At 67.6% G+C, this 15645-nt stretch carries 16 protein-coding genes and 1 pseudogene; 6 read left to right on the top strand and 11 right to left on the bottom strand.

Annotated elements, in window-relative coordinates; all coding sequences use genetic code 11:
• Positions 1–52 precede the first annotated feature (52 nt).
• Positions 53–298: a hypothetical protein gene (locus ACIO9J_RS17015; protein ID WP_030783443.1), complete on the top strand. Its 246-nt coding sequence runs from the start codon at positions 53–55 to the stop codon at positions 296–298.
• A 38-nt stretch (positions 299–336) separates the two neighbouring features.
• On the opposite strand, the gene ACIO9J_RS17010 is transcribed toward ACIO9J_RS17015, so the two are convergent.
• The 3 genes and pseudogenes from ACIO9J_RS17010 to ACIO9J_RS17000 all read right to left on the bottom strand — a co-directional run.
• Entirely contained in the window at positions 337–1218 is an 882-nt protein-coding gene (locus tag ACIO9J_RS17010) for a YceI family protein (protein ID WP_401999266.1), read from the bottom strand.
• Between the two features lie 205 nt (positions 1219–1423).
• Positions 1424–2641 carry a serine hydrolase domain-containing protein gene (locus tag ACIO9J_RS17005; protein ID WP_401999264.1) on the bottom strand — a complete coding sequence of 406 codons (1218 nt, stop codon included), beginning with the start codon at positions 2639–2641 and terminating at the stop codon, positions 1424–1426.
• A gap of 181 nt (positions 2642–2822) precedes the next feature.
• Positions 2823–3554 (bottom strand): annotated as a pseudogene (locus ACIO9J_RS17000) (ComEC/Rec2 family competence protein); the annotation flags it as partial.
• 510 nt (positions 3555–4064) lie between these two features.
• Here ACIO9J_RS17000 and ACIO9J_RS16995 point away from each other — a divergent pair.
• From ACIO9J_RS16995 to ACIO9J_RS16980, 4 genes are all read left to right on the top strand, one after another.
• Positions 4065–4700 (top strand): hypothetical protein, encoded by a 636-nt coding sequence (locus tag ACIO9J_RS16995; RefSeq protein ID WP_401999262.1) that lies wholly within the window; start codon positions 4065–4067, stop codon positions 4698–4700.
• A 39-nt stretch (positions 4701–4739) separates the two neighbouring features.
• Positions 4740–5831, top strand: a complete 1092-nt coding sequence (locus ACIO9J_RS16990; protein WP_401999260.1) for an ImmA/IrrE family metallo-endopeptidase — start codon at positions 4740–4742, stop codon at positions 5829–5831.
• A gap of 90 nt (positions 5832–5921) precedes the next feature.
• Entirely contained in the window at positions 5922–6410 is a 489-nt protein-coding gene (locus tag ACIO9J_RS16985; RefSeq protein ID WP_401999258.1) for a hypothetical protein, read from the top strand.
• 32 nt (positions 6411–6442) lie between these two features.
• Positions 6443–7507 (top strand): serine/threonine-protein kinase, encoded by a 1065-nt coding sequence (locus ACIO9J_RS16980; protein WP_401999255.1) that lies wholly within the window; start codon positions 6443–6445, stop codon positions 7505–7507.
• Here the strand turns inward: ACIO9J_RS16980 and ACIO9J_RS16975 are convergent.
• A complete protein-coding gene (locus tag ACIO9J_RS16975; RefSeq protein WP_401999252.1) occupies positions 7456–7866 on the bottom strand; it encodes a hypothetical protein in 411 nt (136 codons plus the stop codon). The two genes, ACIO9J_RS16980 and ACIO9J_RS16975, sit on opposite strands and share 52 nt — an antisense overlap.
• A gap of 359 nt (positions 7867–8225) precedes the next feature.
• On the opposite strand from ACIO9J_RS16975, the gene ACIO9J_RS16970 reads away from it, so the two are divergent.
• On the top strand, positions 8226–9395 hold the full coding sequence (locus ACIO9J_RS16970) for a hypothetical protein (RefSeq protein ID WP_401999249.1): 1170 nt from the start codon (positions 8226–8228) through the stop codon (positions 9393–9395).
• 362 nt (positions 9396–9757) lie between these two features.
• On the opposite strand, the gene ACIO9J_RS16965 is transcribed toward ACIO9J_RS16970, so the two are convergent.
• The 7 genes from ACIO9J_RS16965 to ACIO9J_RS16935 form a co-directional block, all read right to left on the bottom strand.
• A complete protein-coding gene (locus tag ACIO9J_RS16965; RefSeq protein WP_401999247.1) occupies positions 9758–10621 on the bottom strand; it encodes a hypothetical protein in 864 nt (287 codons plus the stop codon).
• Positions 10618–10977: a PadR family transcriptional regulator gene (locus ACIO9J_RS16960; RefSeq protein ID WP_401999244.1), complete on the bottom strand. Its 360-nt coding sequence runs from the start codon at positions 10975–10977 to the stop codon at positions 10618–10620. Before ACIO9J_RS16960 ends, ACIO9J_RS16965 begins: the two co-directional genes overlap by 4 nt.
• 157 nt (positions 10978–11134) lie before the next feature.
• Complete coding sequence (locus tag ACIO9J_RS16955; protein ID WP_401999241.1) at positions 11135–11656, bottom strand: DUF6221 family protein; 522 nt, start codon at positions 11654–11656, stop codon at positions 11135–11137.
• Between the two features lie 127 nt (positions 11657–11783).
• The gene (locus tag ACIO9J_RS16950) at positions 11784–12863 is read right to left on the bottom strand and encodes a hypothetical protein (protein ID WP_401999238.1); all 1080 of its coding nucleotides are present in this window, start codon (positions 12861–12863) and stop codon (positions 11784–11786) included.
• Positions 12864–12926: 63 nt separating this feature from the next.
• The gene (locus ACIO9J_RS16945) at positions 12927–13928 is read right to left on the bottom strand and encodes a PIN domain-containing protein (RefSeq protein WP_401999237.1); all 1002 of its coding nucleotides are present in this window, start codon (positions 13926–13928) and stop codon (positions 12927–12929) included.
• A gap of 78 nt (positions 13929–14006) precedes the next feature.
• On the bottom strand, positions 14007–14606 hold the full coding sequence (locus ACIO9J_RS16940) for a hypothetical protein (RefSeq protein WP_401999234.1): 600 nt from the start codon (positions 14604–14606) through the stop codon (positions 14007–14009).
• A gap of 21 nt (positions 14607–14627) precedes the next feature.
• A complete protein-coding gene (locus tag ACIO9J_RS16935; protein ID WP_401999231.1) occupies positions 14628–14972 on the bottom strand; it encodes a hypothetical protein in 345 nt (114 codons plus the stop codon).
• Between the last annotated feature and the right edge of the window lie 673 nt (positions 14973–15645).

The raw sequence follows: 15645 nt of genomic DNA, 5'->3' as shown, positions 1-15645 counted from the left end.
GCGATTCCGACCGGCTCCCCGCCCGCCCTTCCCGGTAGCGGAGAATGGTCGCGTGAACGACGTACGACATGTCCTGGTGCTGCCCGACCGCGATGCCGCGGAGGAAGTCGCCGAAGAGCTGCCCGACCGTTTCGGTGTCGCCGAGGAACCCCAGCTGGTGCGCGACGCCCTGGCCGGCGAGGACGACGCCGAGGACGCCCAGTGGCTGGTCGTGGTCGAGGACCCCGAGTCCCGCCTCGACCGGGCCGCCCTCGACGAACTGGCGGCGGAGCACGAGGGCTGGCTGGAGGCCCCCTGACGCCGCGCCCGGTCAGCTCTTGGGGATGACCTGGACGGTCAGCTCTTGGGGATCACCTGGATGTCGAGGTCGATCGTGATGCTGTGCCCCACGGCCGCGATGCCGCGCGCCAGCATCGTCTGCCAGGTGATCGTGAAGTCGTCGCGGTGCAGCTCGGTGGTGGCGCGGCAGGCGACGCGGGTCTCGCCCTCCAGCCCCTGACCGACCCCGAGGTACTCGGTGTCGAGCGTGACCGTGCGCGTCACTCCGTGCAGCGTCAGACCGCCCGAGATCGCCCAGCGGCTGCCGCCCTTGTGCACGAAGCGGTCGCTGTAGAACTCCATCGTCGGGAAGCGCTCCACGTCCAGGAAGTCACCCGACCGTAGGTGGTCGTCGCGCATCTTGACCGCGGTGTCGATGGAGGCCGCGTCGATGACGACGTGCATGGCGGAGTCCTCCATGCGCTCCCCCACGCGGATGGCGCCAGCGAAGCTGTTGAACCGGCCGTGGATGCGGGCCAGGCCGATGTGCCGCGCGGTGAAGGCGACGGAGGAGTGCATGGGGTCGACGTCCCAGTCACCGGGCTCGGGCAGCGCGGGAGGCTGGGCGACCTGGAGCATGACGTCGCCCAGCGAGGCATGCGCGCCCTCCCCGACCGTGGCGCTCGCCCGGTACGGGGTGAACCCCTCCGCCGAGACCGCCAGCCGGTAGTCCCCGGCCGGCACGGTCGTGACGAACGAGCCGAACGGGTCCGTGCCGCCGGTGACCACCTTGCGCCCCGCGGCATCACTGACGGCCAACTCCGCGTTCCGCACCGGCTCGTTGACCGGGTCGAGGACCCGGCAGCTGAGCACCCCCGCGCTCGCCGGCACCGGCACCGCCGACAAAGGCCCCGTCCGAGCTGCCCTGTTCGTACGGTTTCCCAGCCATCGGCCGAACACCTGCGACACCCCCGCGCTACGTCATCACCTGCACACTGCAACGATTAGGCATTCGATCACCGTTGCGGCATTCGATGCAACACGGCCCCACATCACAGCAATGCTGTCGATGCGCTGCAAGTGTCATGAGTAGCCCGAATTGATCGCCCCTTCCCACGTTTCAGCAGGTCGCGCCGGGGTTCCCCGCGGTAGCAGCCACTCCTGTTCACAACTGCGGCAACACCCGCCCCTTCCTGGCGTCCGCGCCGACCTTCCCGCAGAATTCAGCGTCGGCCACACCGCCCAGGTTGTTCCAGTCGCCGTTCACGTTGTAGGTGAGGGTGTGGCGGCCGTCGGACGTGGACAACGCCTCCGTGCCGGAGCCGGGGGTTCCGCCGGTGTGACCCCACAACTCCGCGCCGCAGCTCGTCCTGGCCTTGTACAGACCGAGTCCGTAACCGGAGTACAGGTCGTTGTCGGGCGTCGGCACCGTCTTCTTCATCGCGGCGAGTTGCTTCGCGGGCATCAGCTCGCCGCGCAGCAGGGCGCTGAAGAACCGGTTGAGGTCGCCGGTCGTGGACACCCCCTCACCTGCCGCCCAGGCCCAGGACATGTTGTTCTCGGTGACGTCGTAGATCTTGGTCGCCGCGGGGTCCCTGCTCAGCTTGGAGTAGGCCCTGCCGCTCGGCTTCGGCAGGGACGGATCCGTCCCGGGCAGGCTGGTGCTCCGCAGACCGAGCGGTTCGATGACGCGCTCACGGACCTCGTGCCCGTAGCTGTGGCCACTGACCTTCTCGATGATCAACCCGGCCAGGACGTAACCGGTGTTGGAGTACGAGTGCCTGGCACCCGGCGCGAAGTCCGGCTCGTGCGCCAGCGCCACCCGTATCAACTCCCGCGGGCTGTGGGTGTCGTACCGGTGCTCGGGGAAGCCCGCCAGCAGGTTCCGATGCTGGAAATCCGTGTCGTCCGTGTAGTTGAAGAGCCCACTGGTGTGGTTGAGCAACTGCCGCACGGTGATCGCCCGGCCGTCGTTGCCGTTGCCCCGCACGACGCCGGGGAGCCAGTGCTCCACGGTGTCATCGAGGTCGAGCCGCCCCTCGGCCTCCATCTGCAACAGCACGGTCGCCACGAACGCCTTGGTGATGCTGCCCATCCGGAACCGGTCCTCGGTCCCTCTCGGAGCGCCCGTCCGTAAGTCGCCCACCCCCGAGGTCCCCTTCCAGACCGCCCCCTTCTCGACCGCCGCGGCCGTGACACCGGGGGTGCCCGCGGCCACGAGGGCGTCCATCTCACGCTGGGTCGCGGCGTGCCCCTTGCCGGACGCGGCGTGCTCGGCCGCCTTGCCGGACTCCGCGTGTGCGGGTACCGCGAAGGCGGTGAAGGCCACCGCGGCCGCGGCAAGTCCCACTACCCCGGTGCGTACTTGTCGACGTGCTGCCATCCCGTGCTCCCTCGTCTTCGGCCCAATTGCCGCTCGGTCGTTAGCCGTCGGTCCAGTTGCCTTCGGCCCCTCCGTTCTCACCCAAAGGGACCTCCCCTCTGAGCAGCGCAGTTGACTCACGCCCCGACCTTGGCCGACATCGCACGGTCGACCAGAGGTTCCGTTTCGCGAAAGGGCAGCGCTAGGGCGGTCGGGTGACCGCGTCAGCTGCGGTCACATCGGGGGGTGCCTCTTCCGATGTGGCCACTTCGAGTCGCGGCGTCGTCCGGGAGCCCTTCTCCACCACCGCGATCGAACCCTGCTTGTCGGTACGCAGTACCTCCGCTCCCCCTCCCCGCAGCGCGTCGACCGTGCGGGGCGACGGATGACCGTACGAGTTGTCCGCTCCGCACGAGATCAGCGCGAGCCTCGGGGCGACCCTGCGCAGCAGCTCCGGATCTTGGTGCGCCGAACCGTGATGCGCGACCTTGAGTACGTCCACCGGGCCGAGTGTCGCGGCGGCCGGACTGCGCAACAGGGCCCGCTGGGACGGTGGTTCGAGATCGCCGAGCAGCAACAGGTTCAGCCCTCCGGCCCGGACGAGCAGGGTGACGCTGGCGTCGTTCGGACCTTCGGGCGTCGTTGTGGGGGCCTGCGCCTGCGCAGGAACCGGAGCCGACCCGGCGGGTGCTGCGGGTCCGATCGGTTCCGCCGGTCGCGCCTGTTCCGCCGGGGGCCAGAGCACCTGCCAGTCCAAGGCGCCCACCCTGCGCCGCTCGCCCGCCGCCGCCCGCGTCACGGGGACGCCCTCGGCGGCCGCGCGCGCCCGCACGAACCGGGCCTGCTCCCACGGTTCCTCGAACCCCGTCGTCTCGATCGCGCCCACCTCACGGCCCCGCAGCACGCCCGGCAGCCCCGCCACGTGGTCGGCATGGACGCATTCTTTACGTTCAGCGCGTCTCATGAGACATCACCAAGGATGAGACCGCCCTCCTCCGGCCTTTAGGCCACCCTGTTCCACCGTCAGGCTTGAGGATTGGTGCCGAGACACAGGCCCACGCCTACTCGTACGGCGAAGACAACGAGCGTCGACGGTGCATGGCGCCGTATCCATGCCACCCGCTGCGAGCAGGCACCAACGGCGCTCCGGGCCAGCCGACGGCGGGCCTCGCGCGAGCGGCCATCCGCGTAAGCCTTGGCCGTCGGCGATCCTTCGAGCACCAACAGCTCCATCCCCAGGAGCACCGTCCGGCTTGGCCCGGAGGAGATGGAAGGGCTCGCCGGTCTCGCCCCGAGTGGTCCCCTTCGCGGAACAGACACTGCCGACCGGCGCGTTGGACGGAGGTGACATATTCGAACTTACATGCGATGATGACCAAGGTTTCAAAAATGACACCTCGATTGAGGTATGATTCTTGAAACTCACGGTTGTCTGGAGGGGGCCTTGCAGAACCTGGACCCGGAACAGTGCATGCAGCGGCTCGCGCAACTCGACTTCTCGACGGACTTGTTCCATGAGGCGCTCGACCTTGCGATTGCCGATGTCCGCACCTGTACCGACTTTGATGCTCCCGCGATGCGCGGCTTCATGTTCTGGAGCCGCACGAACCGGTATCTCGCCGAGGCTCTCGATCCCGAAGGGTGGGGGCGCACGGCCCGGGACAGCATCCTCCGGATGATCCACCCCAGCATCAGCCACGCGGTCACCGCGATCAGCGCCGAGGGCGGCGTGGGCGATCTCGCGGCGCGCGTACGGTCGAAGAACCCGAAGGGTCCGGCGATGGCCCGCCTGGTGGAGAGGAACGGCCAGTTCGCGTTCATGACCCACGACGAGGTGCTTTACGGCCGGGAGCTCGATCAGATCCCGACGTGGTGCCTGCTGTACAAATGGGACAAGGGAGTGATCAGCGCGGAGCTGTCCTTGCCTATAAAGATGAACGGGAAGTTCGTCGACGAGTGGCAGGAACGCATTCCGCTGGTCCTTCCGGATCTCGGCGACCCGGGCGCGGACATCGGGCTGCTGGACGACCCGGGCGACGGCGATAGCCCGGAGGTCGTGGTGGAGCTACTGGGGGGCTGACCATGTTGACGTGAGACGGAGAGCGGGAGCTGAGGGAACGTGTTCACCCCTGAACGGTTGGTCCTGGCGCGCAGGCGACGGCGTATGACGCTGGCGGAGCTGGCCCGGACCTCGGGGTATTCGGCGCAGAGCATCACGGCGTTCGAGAACCACCGCAAGACCCCCTCGCCGGAGACGCTGGCCGCGCTCGCAGCGGCCCTTCATTACCCGCTCTCCTTCTTCGCCGCGCCGCGGCCGGCGGACCTGCAACTGGACTCAGTGAGTTTCAGAGCGCCGTCGAAGATGACTGCGACGGAACGCGACAGCGCTCTGAGCTCGGGAGCTATCGCCGTGGCTGTGAATGTCTGGCTGGAGAGCCTGTTCAAGCTCCCCCGACCCGACTTGCCCACCTACCCGCACCTGGAGCCCGAGGCAGCAGCTGAACAGGTACGGGCAGCCTGGGGCCTCGGCGAGGCCCCGGTGCCGAACACCGTGCACCTAATGGAGGCACACGGGGTGCGGGTGTTCTCCCTGCCGTCGGACTGCCTGAACATCGACGCGTTCTCCACCATCAACTCGGGCACCCCGTACGTCTTTTTGAATACCCGCAAGACCGGTGAGCGAGGCCGGTTCGACGCCGCGCACGAGCTGGGGCACCTGGTGCTGCACTGCGAGCACCGCATCCCCCACGGGCGGGACTCGGAGGGTGAGGCGAACGACTTCGCCTCCGCCTTCCTGATGCCGCGCGCGGGTATCCTCGCGCAGCGGCTTCACAACGCTTCTCTTGAGCGGATACTGAGCGCCAAACGCCGGTGGGGCGTCTCCGCTATGGCCCTGACCTACCGCCTGCGCAAGCTCGATCTACTGTCCGAGTGGCGCTACAGCCAGACCGTGAAGGAGCTGGCCCGCCGCGGCTACCGCAGGGCGGAGCCCGACTCCTCTCTGGTCCGCGAGAGCAGCCAGCTGCTGGCCAAAGTGTTCGAGGTGCTGCGTGATCCGCTGAAGAAGTCTCCGTCAGACGTGGCGGCGGAGCTGAACATCTTTGTCGAGGAACTCAATGAGTATGTGTTCGGCTTGGTCCCGGTCGCAGTGGAGGGGGGAGGGCAGCACTCCGCGCCCGTGCGCCCGCAACTGCGGCTCGTCAAGGGCTAGGTGGCGCGGTTGACCACCGCAGTCTGTCCCGTTCGCGGCCGTGTTTTCCTGGTGCGCCGCACGCCTGTCTCCTCTCGAAAGACGTGACTTGTGAAGGTTCTGGGTGTTGCCGTCTCCTCTGGCGTCCTGCACTTTGGGGCGCTCGACGCCCCGCAGGGCGGTGTTGCTCCTGCTGTGATGGTCGGCGCCCCGCCACGCCTGGTTCCCGCCGCCGGTCTAGCGGGGGCCGAGCGGCTGGCCAACACGTTCGACAGGATCACCCAGGACCTGCGCATCCTCGCTCCCGACGCCGTGGTCCTGGTGGGGACCCGCAAGCACGGCAACTGGACGTACAAGGAGGCGACGGAGCGCATCTCCCTGATTTCGGCGCTGATGCTCTCGTGTGCCCAGCAGGACGTGGCCTACGAGGAGTTGAAGACCGAACGGATCGGCAAGCTCGTCGGTCTCCCCCCTGCTTCCCTGGGCACCTTCAGTCACGAGACAATCGGGCTGACAGAACGGCCGCCATACTGGACCGCAGGGCGAGGACTCGCTTTCGCCGCTGCCCTGGCCTATGTCACCGATGGGTCCGAGAGCTGACGCGCCGCAATGCGTGACGAAGGAGACCGCGCGTGAAGCAGCGCGAGAGACGACTCATCCTCAACTATGAGTGCCTGCAGACCATGCCGACCGGTGTGCGCGAGGTACGCGTGTGGTGGGACCCGGACCTCGCGAACTGGCTCGTCGGCAAGCGCGTCGACCTCTCGGAGGTCGAGAGCGGCGCCGACCTGGTGGAGCCCCAGGTGATGGAGATGATCGACCACCCCAATGTGGTGAAGGTCCGCTCGGTCGCCACCGTCGCCGGCTATCAAGCGCCGATGCGGGTCGTCGAGGTGCTCATGCCTTACTACGAGGAGGGCAGCATCACCGATGCCTTCGAAGCGGGCAAGTGCTTCACTCCCAGCCAGGCACTGCGCATCATCCGGGCCGCTCTACAGGGGCTGGCGGAGATGCATGAATGCCACGGCATCCTGCACCGCGACGTGAAGAGCCCGAACCTCTTCCTCACCGGTGACGCCCAGACGGTCAAGCTCGGCGACCTTGGACTGGCCGGCAAGATGGACGGCGACGGCAGGACCCCGGGCGTGAACGCGCCGCAGCTGTATTCCCCGCCAGAACTGCTCGCCAGCGACGGCCTGACACGGGCCTCTGACCTGTATTCCCTGGGCGTGGTGCTTCTAGAACTCCTGCGCGGCAAGTTCGACTACGACTCGTACTCGAGAACGGTCACCGTCGACGCCCTGGTCAAGGGAGAGTCGCCGCTGCGCAAGGAAGACCTCGTACTGCCCGTCTGGGTGTGCCGGTCGCTGCGCAAAGTCGTCCAGAAGGCCATGGACCCTGATCCGGCCCGCCGCTTCCAGAATGCCCGCGAAATGAGCGACCAGCTCGCCAAGATCAAGGTCGCGGACTGGCGGGAGACCAGCACTGACACCTGGGAAGCGCCGTTTCTCCGCGACGCCCGCATGCGCATCCGTGTCACCGCGAAGCCCGCCCGAGGCGGCGGCCTCACCCTCATCACGCACAAACGCAAGACGCTGTCATGGCGCCGTACGGAAACCGACGTAACGGTGACCGACCTGCGTGATCAGCAGGCACTGACCGTCTTCGAGAAGGCCAACAGCCTGGCCGTCAGCTGATCCACAGCCAGGTCGACCACGCGGTCCTGTTCAGGCGTCAGTGTGCTGCAGATCGCCGTGCAGCGCAGGTCCTCCGCCGCCTCGTACCGAGCTTCGGCTCCCACACCCACCGGGACCAGCGCACCTTCCTGCGCCAATGCCCACACCTCGGCCCGGATCCGGCGCGCGTCCACGCCACCGCTGCCAACGAGCGGCGCCAGGACGTCCAGCCAGCCGTCACCCTCCGCCCGCTCAGCGGTATACGCCCACAACTGCTCGACAAGTACCTCAGCTGCCCAAGCATGCCGGGGCAGCGTATGTCCGGGGAGCCGGAAGACACACAGCGCCAGCAGGGCACCTTGCGGCGAAAGCTCTTCCATATCCAGCTCCTCCTTCCACACACCGACACCGACAGTCCGCCTCGTAGCCCTACTTTCCACCTCGTAGCTCTACTTTGCAGCGTGCCGCACGGGCTCTGGCCCTGCAAGGCCTCCACTCAATAGATGGAACAAAGATTCGATTAATATCCATACGCCAGCCCATGCCGGTGGGACCTGGGCAGTTGTGGACGGCTGAACGTCGGCTTGCGAGCGACGTAGCCAAACCCGGCCCGGATCGCGCTGAGGGCTGTGCCCATCACAGATCGGACGGCTTCGCCACTGTCGAGCGCTGCGCAGTCGAGGCCGGTGTGAGGAAAACGCCAGTCCACGACAATCTGGGCGCCCGGTAGTGTTGCGGCGTGACGAGACCGACGCACGACTGGATCCCGGAACGGCATCTCGGAGTTGCTGCGACACTTTCGCACGCGGACGATCTGATCGGTCAGATCGGCGACCTGCTGTTCGACTACCAGACCCAGGTCGGCGGCGCGTTCACCCTTCGCGAGTTCCCGGCTGGCCCGGTCAGCCGCACCGAGGTCGTCCACGTCGCCCCGATCCCGCGGAAGGTCTCGCTGCTCGTGGCCGACGCCTTTGTGGCGCTGCGCGCTGCACTGGAGCACGCACTCTTCGCCGAAGTCGAGTTCCTCAAGGGCGGGCAGCTCGACGAACGGGCGGCCAAGCTCGTCGAGATCCCCGCGTCCGATTCCTACAAGAAGTTCGACGAGTGGGTGAAGAAACGCGCGAAGAACGGCCCGCCATCACTCCGCGCCGGGAGCGAGCTCGTGCGCAGGATCGAAGCTCTCCAACCCTTCCAGCGACTCAACGAACCGCACAGCCACCCCTTGGCCCGCCTGACGCTCCACACGAACCACGCGAAGCACCGGACGCCAGCGATCACGGCGGTCCGGCTCGCGGCCATGTACCGGGACGACCAGTTGCCGCGCTCCATACGGGACCTGCCGACCCGGCCCGAAGAGCCGCTCCGCATCGGCGACGTCATCGCCGAGACGCCACTAGGCATTAAAGTGCCTGTGACCCTAGTCCCGGTGGTCGGGATCAACAGGCCGGGCACGGACCGCTGGCCTGTACTGATGACGGAGCTCGACGAGATCTCCTCGTGGGTCCGAACTCAGGCGGTGCCGCGCCTCATCGCTGGCGGGGACCCGCCCGAGCCCGCATTGCCGACGCGCTACGAAATCTCTGTCGGGCACGAGGACGAGCGCGCTGCAATAGCGGCTGGCTCGATGATCTCAGCCCTTCAGCGCCACAAGCTGCGCCTGGGCGCTGCCACTTCCCGGCCCGGACTCGTTGACTTGATCGGCCAGATCGATGGCTCTCCGAGCGTTGCAGACATTACGGCGTGGGCGGAGCAGCTGACTGACGAAGAGGTCCTTGAGCGGATGTCTCGCCTGAGGGTGACGTTCACTTACGAGCCCGAGACGTTGCTGCGCAACGCGGAAGTGGTGGCAGGCCTGCGCGACGAGGTGCTGGGCTTCTCCTGCGACGATGACTCGGCCGAGGCGCGCTGACTTCCAAAGCAACGAGACGTCGTCCGCGCCGCGGCGTCGAAGGCGTACGGAACTCTGGACGGCACCCTACTGCCGATCGATTGGATCGCCGCCCGCAGCCACGGCAGCATCGGCACCCGGAGCGCGGCCGCCTCGCGTGCTTCGCGGGCAAGGGCTACTAAGCATCCCGCCGGGGTCCCGATGACTGACCTTGCCGTGCGGACCGGGATTACGCAGGTCGAAACACGCGATGTGCTCGGCGTCGCGGACCTGACACGAGCAGCCCGGGAAGTGAGCAGGGCCCCGGTGAGCACGCCGTGCGGGTCCTTCAAGTGACGAGCAAGGGGCCCTGGCGCGGACAGGGCCCCTTGCTCGCTCGTGGGCTATCGCTTCGGATGGCGCCTGGGCCGGACCACGAAGGCCAGGCTCCCCAGTGCGACGTCAACGACCCGGAGCGGATCGTCACCACCGCGTCGCGGGTCGGTGATCTGCACGTGCCCGCCCTCGGAGATGGTCTTCCTGATCGGGCCGACGGCCTCCGGGGGGATCTTGCGGATGCTCAAGACCCAGTCGGTTCGCCGGAGTGAGGAGGTGGCCAGGCGGGATCGGACCCGCTTCAGTGTCGTCACCGAGTAAAACCAGGCAGTCAGGGCGAGAAGGGCCGGCGCGATGCCGACGGCGGTGAACTCGACAACTCCGTTTGTCTCGTTCGTGGCCATGGCGACCCAGAGCAATACAAGGCAGGCAACGGGAGGGACGCCACCGAACGTGCGGCGCCGTCGCGGCCGGGGCATCCATCCGCCCTCGTCGCGGTAGTAGCGCCGCCCGCGGTAGTGCGGCCGGACGTAAGTGCCCCGCCTCTGGGCTTCTGCTTCGCGCTGCCGCCGAGGAGCCGCAGGTTCGGGGCCGTCCGGCTGAAGCGACTGATCTTCTTCGGAGGGCTGCGTGGCCGACGGGTTTGACGCCTCTGGCGAGGGGGCGAGAGGCCGGTGGATGGCCCGCAGTTCCCAGGTGGCCCGAAGGGCGATCCAGGTTGCGAAGGGTAGCTTCAGCAGCTTGCCCGGTCGTTCTTCGAGCAGGGCCACCCACTCGGCTTCGTAGCGTTCGGCGGCTTCTGGATTGCCCAGTCGGCCGGCGGCGAGCCGCAGGATCCGGCGGGCGAGCCACGGGGAGACCTCGGTGAACTCGCCGAGGATCAGGCCGAGGGCCAGGGGGATGAGCGTGGTCTGGATTAAGACGTCGTTCACCAGGCTCCCGCCCATCGCGTCAGGAATCCGAAGGCGAGCTTGGGGCGGGGCTGTGCCGAAGAGGTCCGGGTCGGCAGCTGGCCGCGGCGCTCGATGACGATGCTGCGGGCTTCCTGGGCGCCGTTGGGGGTCAGGAAGTAGAACCGGCGCCGAGGACGGCCTTCCTCGGGGTGTTCCGTCTCCCAGTGGCTGTCGAGCCATCCGGCCTGCTCAAGGCGGGCCAGGATCGGATAGACGGAGCCGGTAGGTTTGCCGGCTGCTTTGGCGACGGCGAAGCCGTGGAGCTCTTCGCTGGTCACCAAGAACGCTTCGAGAACGTCGAGCGTGGCCGACGTGATGCGAAATGGTGTCCTCACAATTCCTAACTCTATATATGCTCCGGAAGCCGCAAGGCGGAACACGAAAGTCCTCAAGTGGAGTTTCCGAGAAGGGAGTTGGGTCTAGTTCGGGCCCTCCCCTGAGTGTCGTCCTGGGCGTTGTCCTGTGAGACGGCGGTCCTGTGGGCGGTGGGGTTCACCATTCCCGCAGCAGCCAGGACGGATCGAAGTCGGGGTGGTCGCGGTAGGCCATCGCGAGGGACTTCACCGCGTCGCCGAGTGCGGTCTTGTCCGGGGTGCCGGTGGCGGCTTCGAAGAGATCCACGACCAGGCGCCGGGATTCGACGTTGGCCCAGACGCGGTTCGGGTTCCACTGCTCGAGGTGGTCGGCGAGGTATCGCCAGGTCTGCACGATCTCCTCGTCCTGGTCGTCGATGACGCGGCCGCTGCGGGCCGGGCGATGCCGCCAGGCGGTGCCATGGTTCGCGGTGGCTTCGACGTCCTCATCGAGGCGGGCGTGGACGAACGCGGCCAGGGCGGAGTGGCGTCGCCGGCTCGGAGAGCGGGCTTCGAGCACCGGGCCCGGCTGGTTCGGGTTCGGCGCCTCATCGGGGCAGTAGGTGAGCCAGCCGGTCTTCCCGCGCCGCAGAACACCCTCGCCCGCTGGCACTCGGCGATCGCAGTGTGCGCAGGAGTCTTCGTACTTGTTCGTGGCCATCGCGGTCATTGTGCCGGGCCGCCTAGCGCGTGCGGCAGCCCGGCCCCGGCCTGACCTCCGCCGATATCCTTAACGATCTTCTTCGGCTGTTAAAGGTAGAGGCGCCGCTGACGGCCCTGTGGGGACGTCAGCGGGGCTCTTCGGGCGGCTCCAGTGCCTGGTCCATCACCCGCAGGAGGGCCTGCGTGAGCAGGAGGGACGGCAGGACGAACCCGCTGCGGTAGGTGTCGTGCGAGGCCTGGTGGCAGCTGAGGTGCCGGTTGAAGGTCTCCTGGGTGCTGACGCTGCCCTGGAAGGTATCGGTCATGCCCCTCAGGACCAGGTAGTGGTTGAACTGGAGCAAGGTCAGGTCGCGAGGGTTGTCCGGTCCGCTCGTCGCGCTGGCCAGCGTCCTGTGGTGTCCGGTGCCCGGAGCGCCCCGGTATTCGGCGGAGGGGAACGTGCGCCTGATCCAGGCGTTGGCGTGGTTCTTCATCGTCGTCTCGAGGACGTTCGCGATCAGAGCCTGGGCCGCCTCCGCATGACCGGCCCGGACCGCATCTGCGGCTTTGTCTAGGAGATCCGCCAGTTCGACCAGAGCCGGGTGCGTGACGAGCGCGAGGCTGCCGCTGACGTCGTCGAGCACCTCGTCCTGCCGCTTGTGCAGCAGTTCTTCGCGGGCTTCACGGCTGTCGAGTCCGATGAGTTCCTCGACGATCTCCTGGCGGGGTGCCCAGGCGAGCGAGATCCCGTCCTCCTTGCTGATGTCGAGGACGCGGTGCCAGTCGAGCCGCAGGCCCTGCAGGTTGCCGGGAAGGTAGCCGGTGGCGATGTCCTGCAGGCGGCCGAGCAGGGCGGCGGAGGGTGCGAGGCTCTTCTGGATCTCGTCGATGCGCCGGTGCCAGTCGCGCATCTTCGCGACTTCGAGGGTGAATGCCGACGAGATCTGCGGCAGGTCGAAGGCCGGCTGCATCCTCCGGAGCACGGCAGAGGCTGCCGCGTGCTGTTCCAGTGCGGGGGCAAGCGCCGTGCGCAGGCGGCGTTCGAGGTCGGTGACCGGAGCCATGGCGGCCACGAGCGGTGCGATCTGTCTGCTCACGCTCGCCGCGAGGTCCGATGCTCGGCGGGAGAACTCGCGCAGTTCGTCGTCGCTGAGGTCCGCCAGAAACACCTCGTCGCGCTCGCGCTTGTCGAAGTCCCCTTCGTCCGGGGCGGGTTCACTTGCCATGCCGTGCTGCTTCCTTGACCGCCGATTGGATGGTTCACGTTCGGGGCGACACTGTTCCGCGCATCATGCCCAGGGAAGGTGTACGGACTGGGGAACGAAGTCGATCGCGGCTGACAGGCCGCCGTCCTCGACCATCAGGGCGGCGCCCTCCACGGTCATGGGAAACCCGCGATAGCCCCCACCGTGCCCATCGGGCCGACGCGGCAGCCGCTCGGTGACGACCCGGACGCTCCAGGTCCCCGCGATGCTGGTGAGCTTGGTGCCGTCACCCAGGCATTGGCGTGCCTTGCCGTCGCCGTTGAACCGCACGGTTACGTCTCCCTCCTCCATCTGCGCCAGCTGCCGACTGGGGAACGGAGTAGCGCGGATGACTGCGTCGAGCAGGGCGTTCCGGAAGCCTTCGCCTGCCGTGATCTCCTCGGCGTCCGCGAACTTCTGCGGGTAGCCCAGCGCGTCCATCGCGGCCAGCACGGTCGGCAGGACGAGAAGCCGCCCCGCCTCGGTGTCCTCGTTCACGAGTTCCGGCGCGAGTCCTGCGGCCTTGCCGGGCCCGCGGAAGTCCTTGTCCTGGGACACGAAGATCACCGGCAGCGGCCGGCCGGATGCATCGGACTCCGGCGACCGGCAGGCCCGTGCGGCAGTCAGCCAGATGGCAGCGTCCCTCGCCCCTGTGCCGTTGCTGCAGGGCGGCCGCTGATCGGCCTCCATCTCCAGCGCGACCACCGCGTCCTCGGGTGCCGTGGCCAGCACCTGGAACGTGTCACGGACATCGTCCTCTAACTCGGCGACCGTCTCCTTGACCTTCAGCGCGCGGAGTCGGTCTGGGAAATTGACCGCGGAGATGCGCTTGCCCGGCGGCAGCAGCCGGTTGGCCTCGCGCCTGGACTTGGCGAAGGCGGCCAGGGCCCCCTCCAGTTCCTCCCGGCGCTGCCGGATAACCTCGCGCAACACGATGTCGGTCGTGGCCAGCGTGTGCCCGGCCCGCTCGGCGACCGCAGAGAGCAGCCTCAGCGCAGGGCTGTGGGGCAGTACGAATCTCAGCTGATTACTGTCAAGAACGATCACCTGGCGCAGAGTAGCGAGAAGGTGCGGGTGGGAGGGCCGATTTTCCGCGCCCCTCGCCCGGGCGACCGTGACCGAGGTTCAGCGGTTCATGTACTCCCGGGTGTCGTAGGCGTCGAGCTCGGCCCAGCCCGCCTTCGCCCGGCCTTCGAGTAGCTGAACGGTGTCCTCGATGGTGCGGCCGGTCGCCTGTGCCATGTGCCGGATGACGGCGCCTGTGTAGTTGGCGAGGGCGACGATGAAGTCCATCGACGTGGCGAAGCCGTACTTCTCGTCGATCTCGAACAGGACCTCGTCCATGGTCGGTCTGACCTCCGGCTGGAACATCGGCCGGAGCATCGCGGGGATGTACCCCCAGACCACACCACCGTTCCGTGAAGACTCGAAGGCTGCCTCGACGGTGTGCTGGGCCGCGAACTCCTGGAGAATCTGAACCTGGTTGAGCGGGCTCATCTCGGCAAGCATGGTCGTCGCCTCGGCGGCAGCGCCGGCAACGTCCATCACCAGCCGCTGTAGCCCTTCGTAGTCGAACTGCTGGTAGCAGTCGGAGAGGACCGCGACCTCCGGGGCCTCGCCGCGAGGCCGGCCCTCGCGCTCGCCCCCGAGCATTCCGGCTCGGATCAGCGGGATGACGTAGCCGGTCGGCCTCTCAAAGGTCAGTCCTGCACTGGGAAGTGCCATGGGTCGCTCCGTCCTTGCCGATCAGACCGTGGAGAGGGTGGTGGCGGGTCGTGTTGCGGTCCGGCGTCCCCGCCGAGACCCCGTCGGCGATGTCGGCTCCGGGACCGTGACGGCGGCCGAACGGCTGCGGTTCTCGGTGCGGAGGCGATCACGTGCCGTCTCGCGAAGAGCGAGGAGGTCGCGCGCGGTCTGGTCGGTCGGTGCCGGGAGATAGCCGGGGTAGAGGTCGACGAGCGCCGCTGCAGTCTGCCAGCTCGCCAGGCACTCAGAAGCTGGCGGCATGGCGAGCAAGGCTGCTTCGAATGCCGAGAGTTCGGCATAGAGCTTGAGGCGCTTGTCCGGCAGCGTGATCAGCCACTTCTTCATGCCCCATGTGCTTCGCGGCCGGTCGGGGAAGTTCTCAGCGAGCCGCCTGTGCCGCCTGGCCATATGCCGGGGAACCATGTGCGCAATACGGGCAGCAAAAGCCTGCGCTGTCGCGCATTCGCTCGCCGTCAGGTATCCGCTGAGATCAGGCTCCCGTGAGGGTGCACCGGCTGGTTTCTCCAAAGGCCCCGGGGGCTGTTGCTGAGACACGGCAGAAGTTTCTGCGTCGATGCCGCAACAGCTGTAACGACGCGCCCATGGCGGGAGCGATGGATCACCCGATGCAGGTCGAAATAGGCAAGGTGCCCGACACTGCCGGCCCCACGCCGTGGTGTTCTGGAAGGCGGTCGGGCCGTGCCGGAGTCTTGCGGTCGTGGGCGCCCGGCTATCGGGTCAGGTTCCCCCATGCGGCGATGAACAGGCTGAAGACGGCTATGAACGCAGGGCCTGCGATGAGGACGGCCCGCAGCGGGGCCAAGCCACTGAGCCGGGCCACGATCCCCGCGACGAGTGCAGCGTTCAGCGAGACCGAGGCCCCGAGAAGCAGAAACATGATCAGTGTCTGAGTGTTCACTCACTTCTTTGCTCTGGTTGTTGTGGATGGGGGGGGGGGGGGGGGGGGGGCGCGCCGCGGCGCACACCAGCGCAACAATGGCGGGGGGGGGAGAAAGGA

The sequence above is a fragment of the Streptomyces sp. NPDC087300 genome, assembly GCF_044744425.1.
Lineage (GTDB): Bacteria > Actinomycetota > Actinomycetes > Streptomycetales > Streptomycetaceae > Streptomyces.
Note: the sequence above shows the minus strand (reverse complement) of the source record. Positions and strands in the feature narration are given on the sequence as shown.

Excerpts from the sequence above, each read along its gene's own strand:
- ACIO9J_RS17005 (WP_401999264.1), bottom strand. The coding sequence starts at position 2,641 with ATGGCAGCACGTCGACAAGTACGCACCGGGGTAGTGGGACTTGCCGCG.
- ACIO9J_RS16975 (WP_401999252.1), bottom strand. The coding sequence starts at position 7,866 with ATGGAAGAGCTTTCGCCGCAAGGTGCCCTGCTGGCGCTGTGTGTCTTC.
- ACIO9J_RS16955 (WP_401999241.1), bottom strand. The coding sequence starts at position 11,656 with ATGGCCACGAACAAGTACGAAGACTCCTGCGCACACTGCGATCGCCGA.
- ACIO9J_RS16950 (WP_401999238.1), bottom strand. The coding sequence starts at position 12,863 with ATGGCAAGTGAACCCGCCCCGGACGAAGGGGACTTCGACAAGCGCGAG.
- ACIO9J_RS16940 (WP_401999234.1), bottom strand. The coding sequence starts at position 14,606 with ATGGCACTTCCCAGTGCAGGACTGACCTTTGAGAGGCCGACCGGCTAC.
- ACIO9J_RS16935 (WP_401999231.1), bottom strand. The coding sequence starts at position 14,972 with ATGAAGAAGTGGCTGATCACGCTGCCGGACAAGCGCCTCAAGCTCTAT.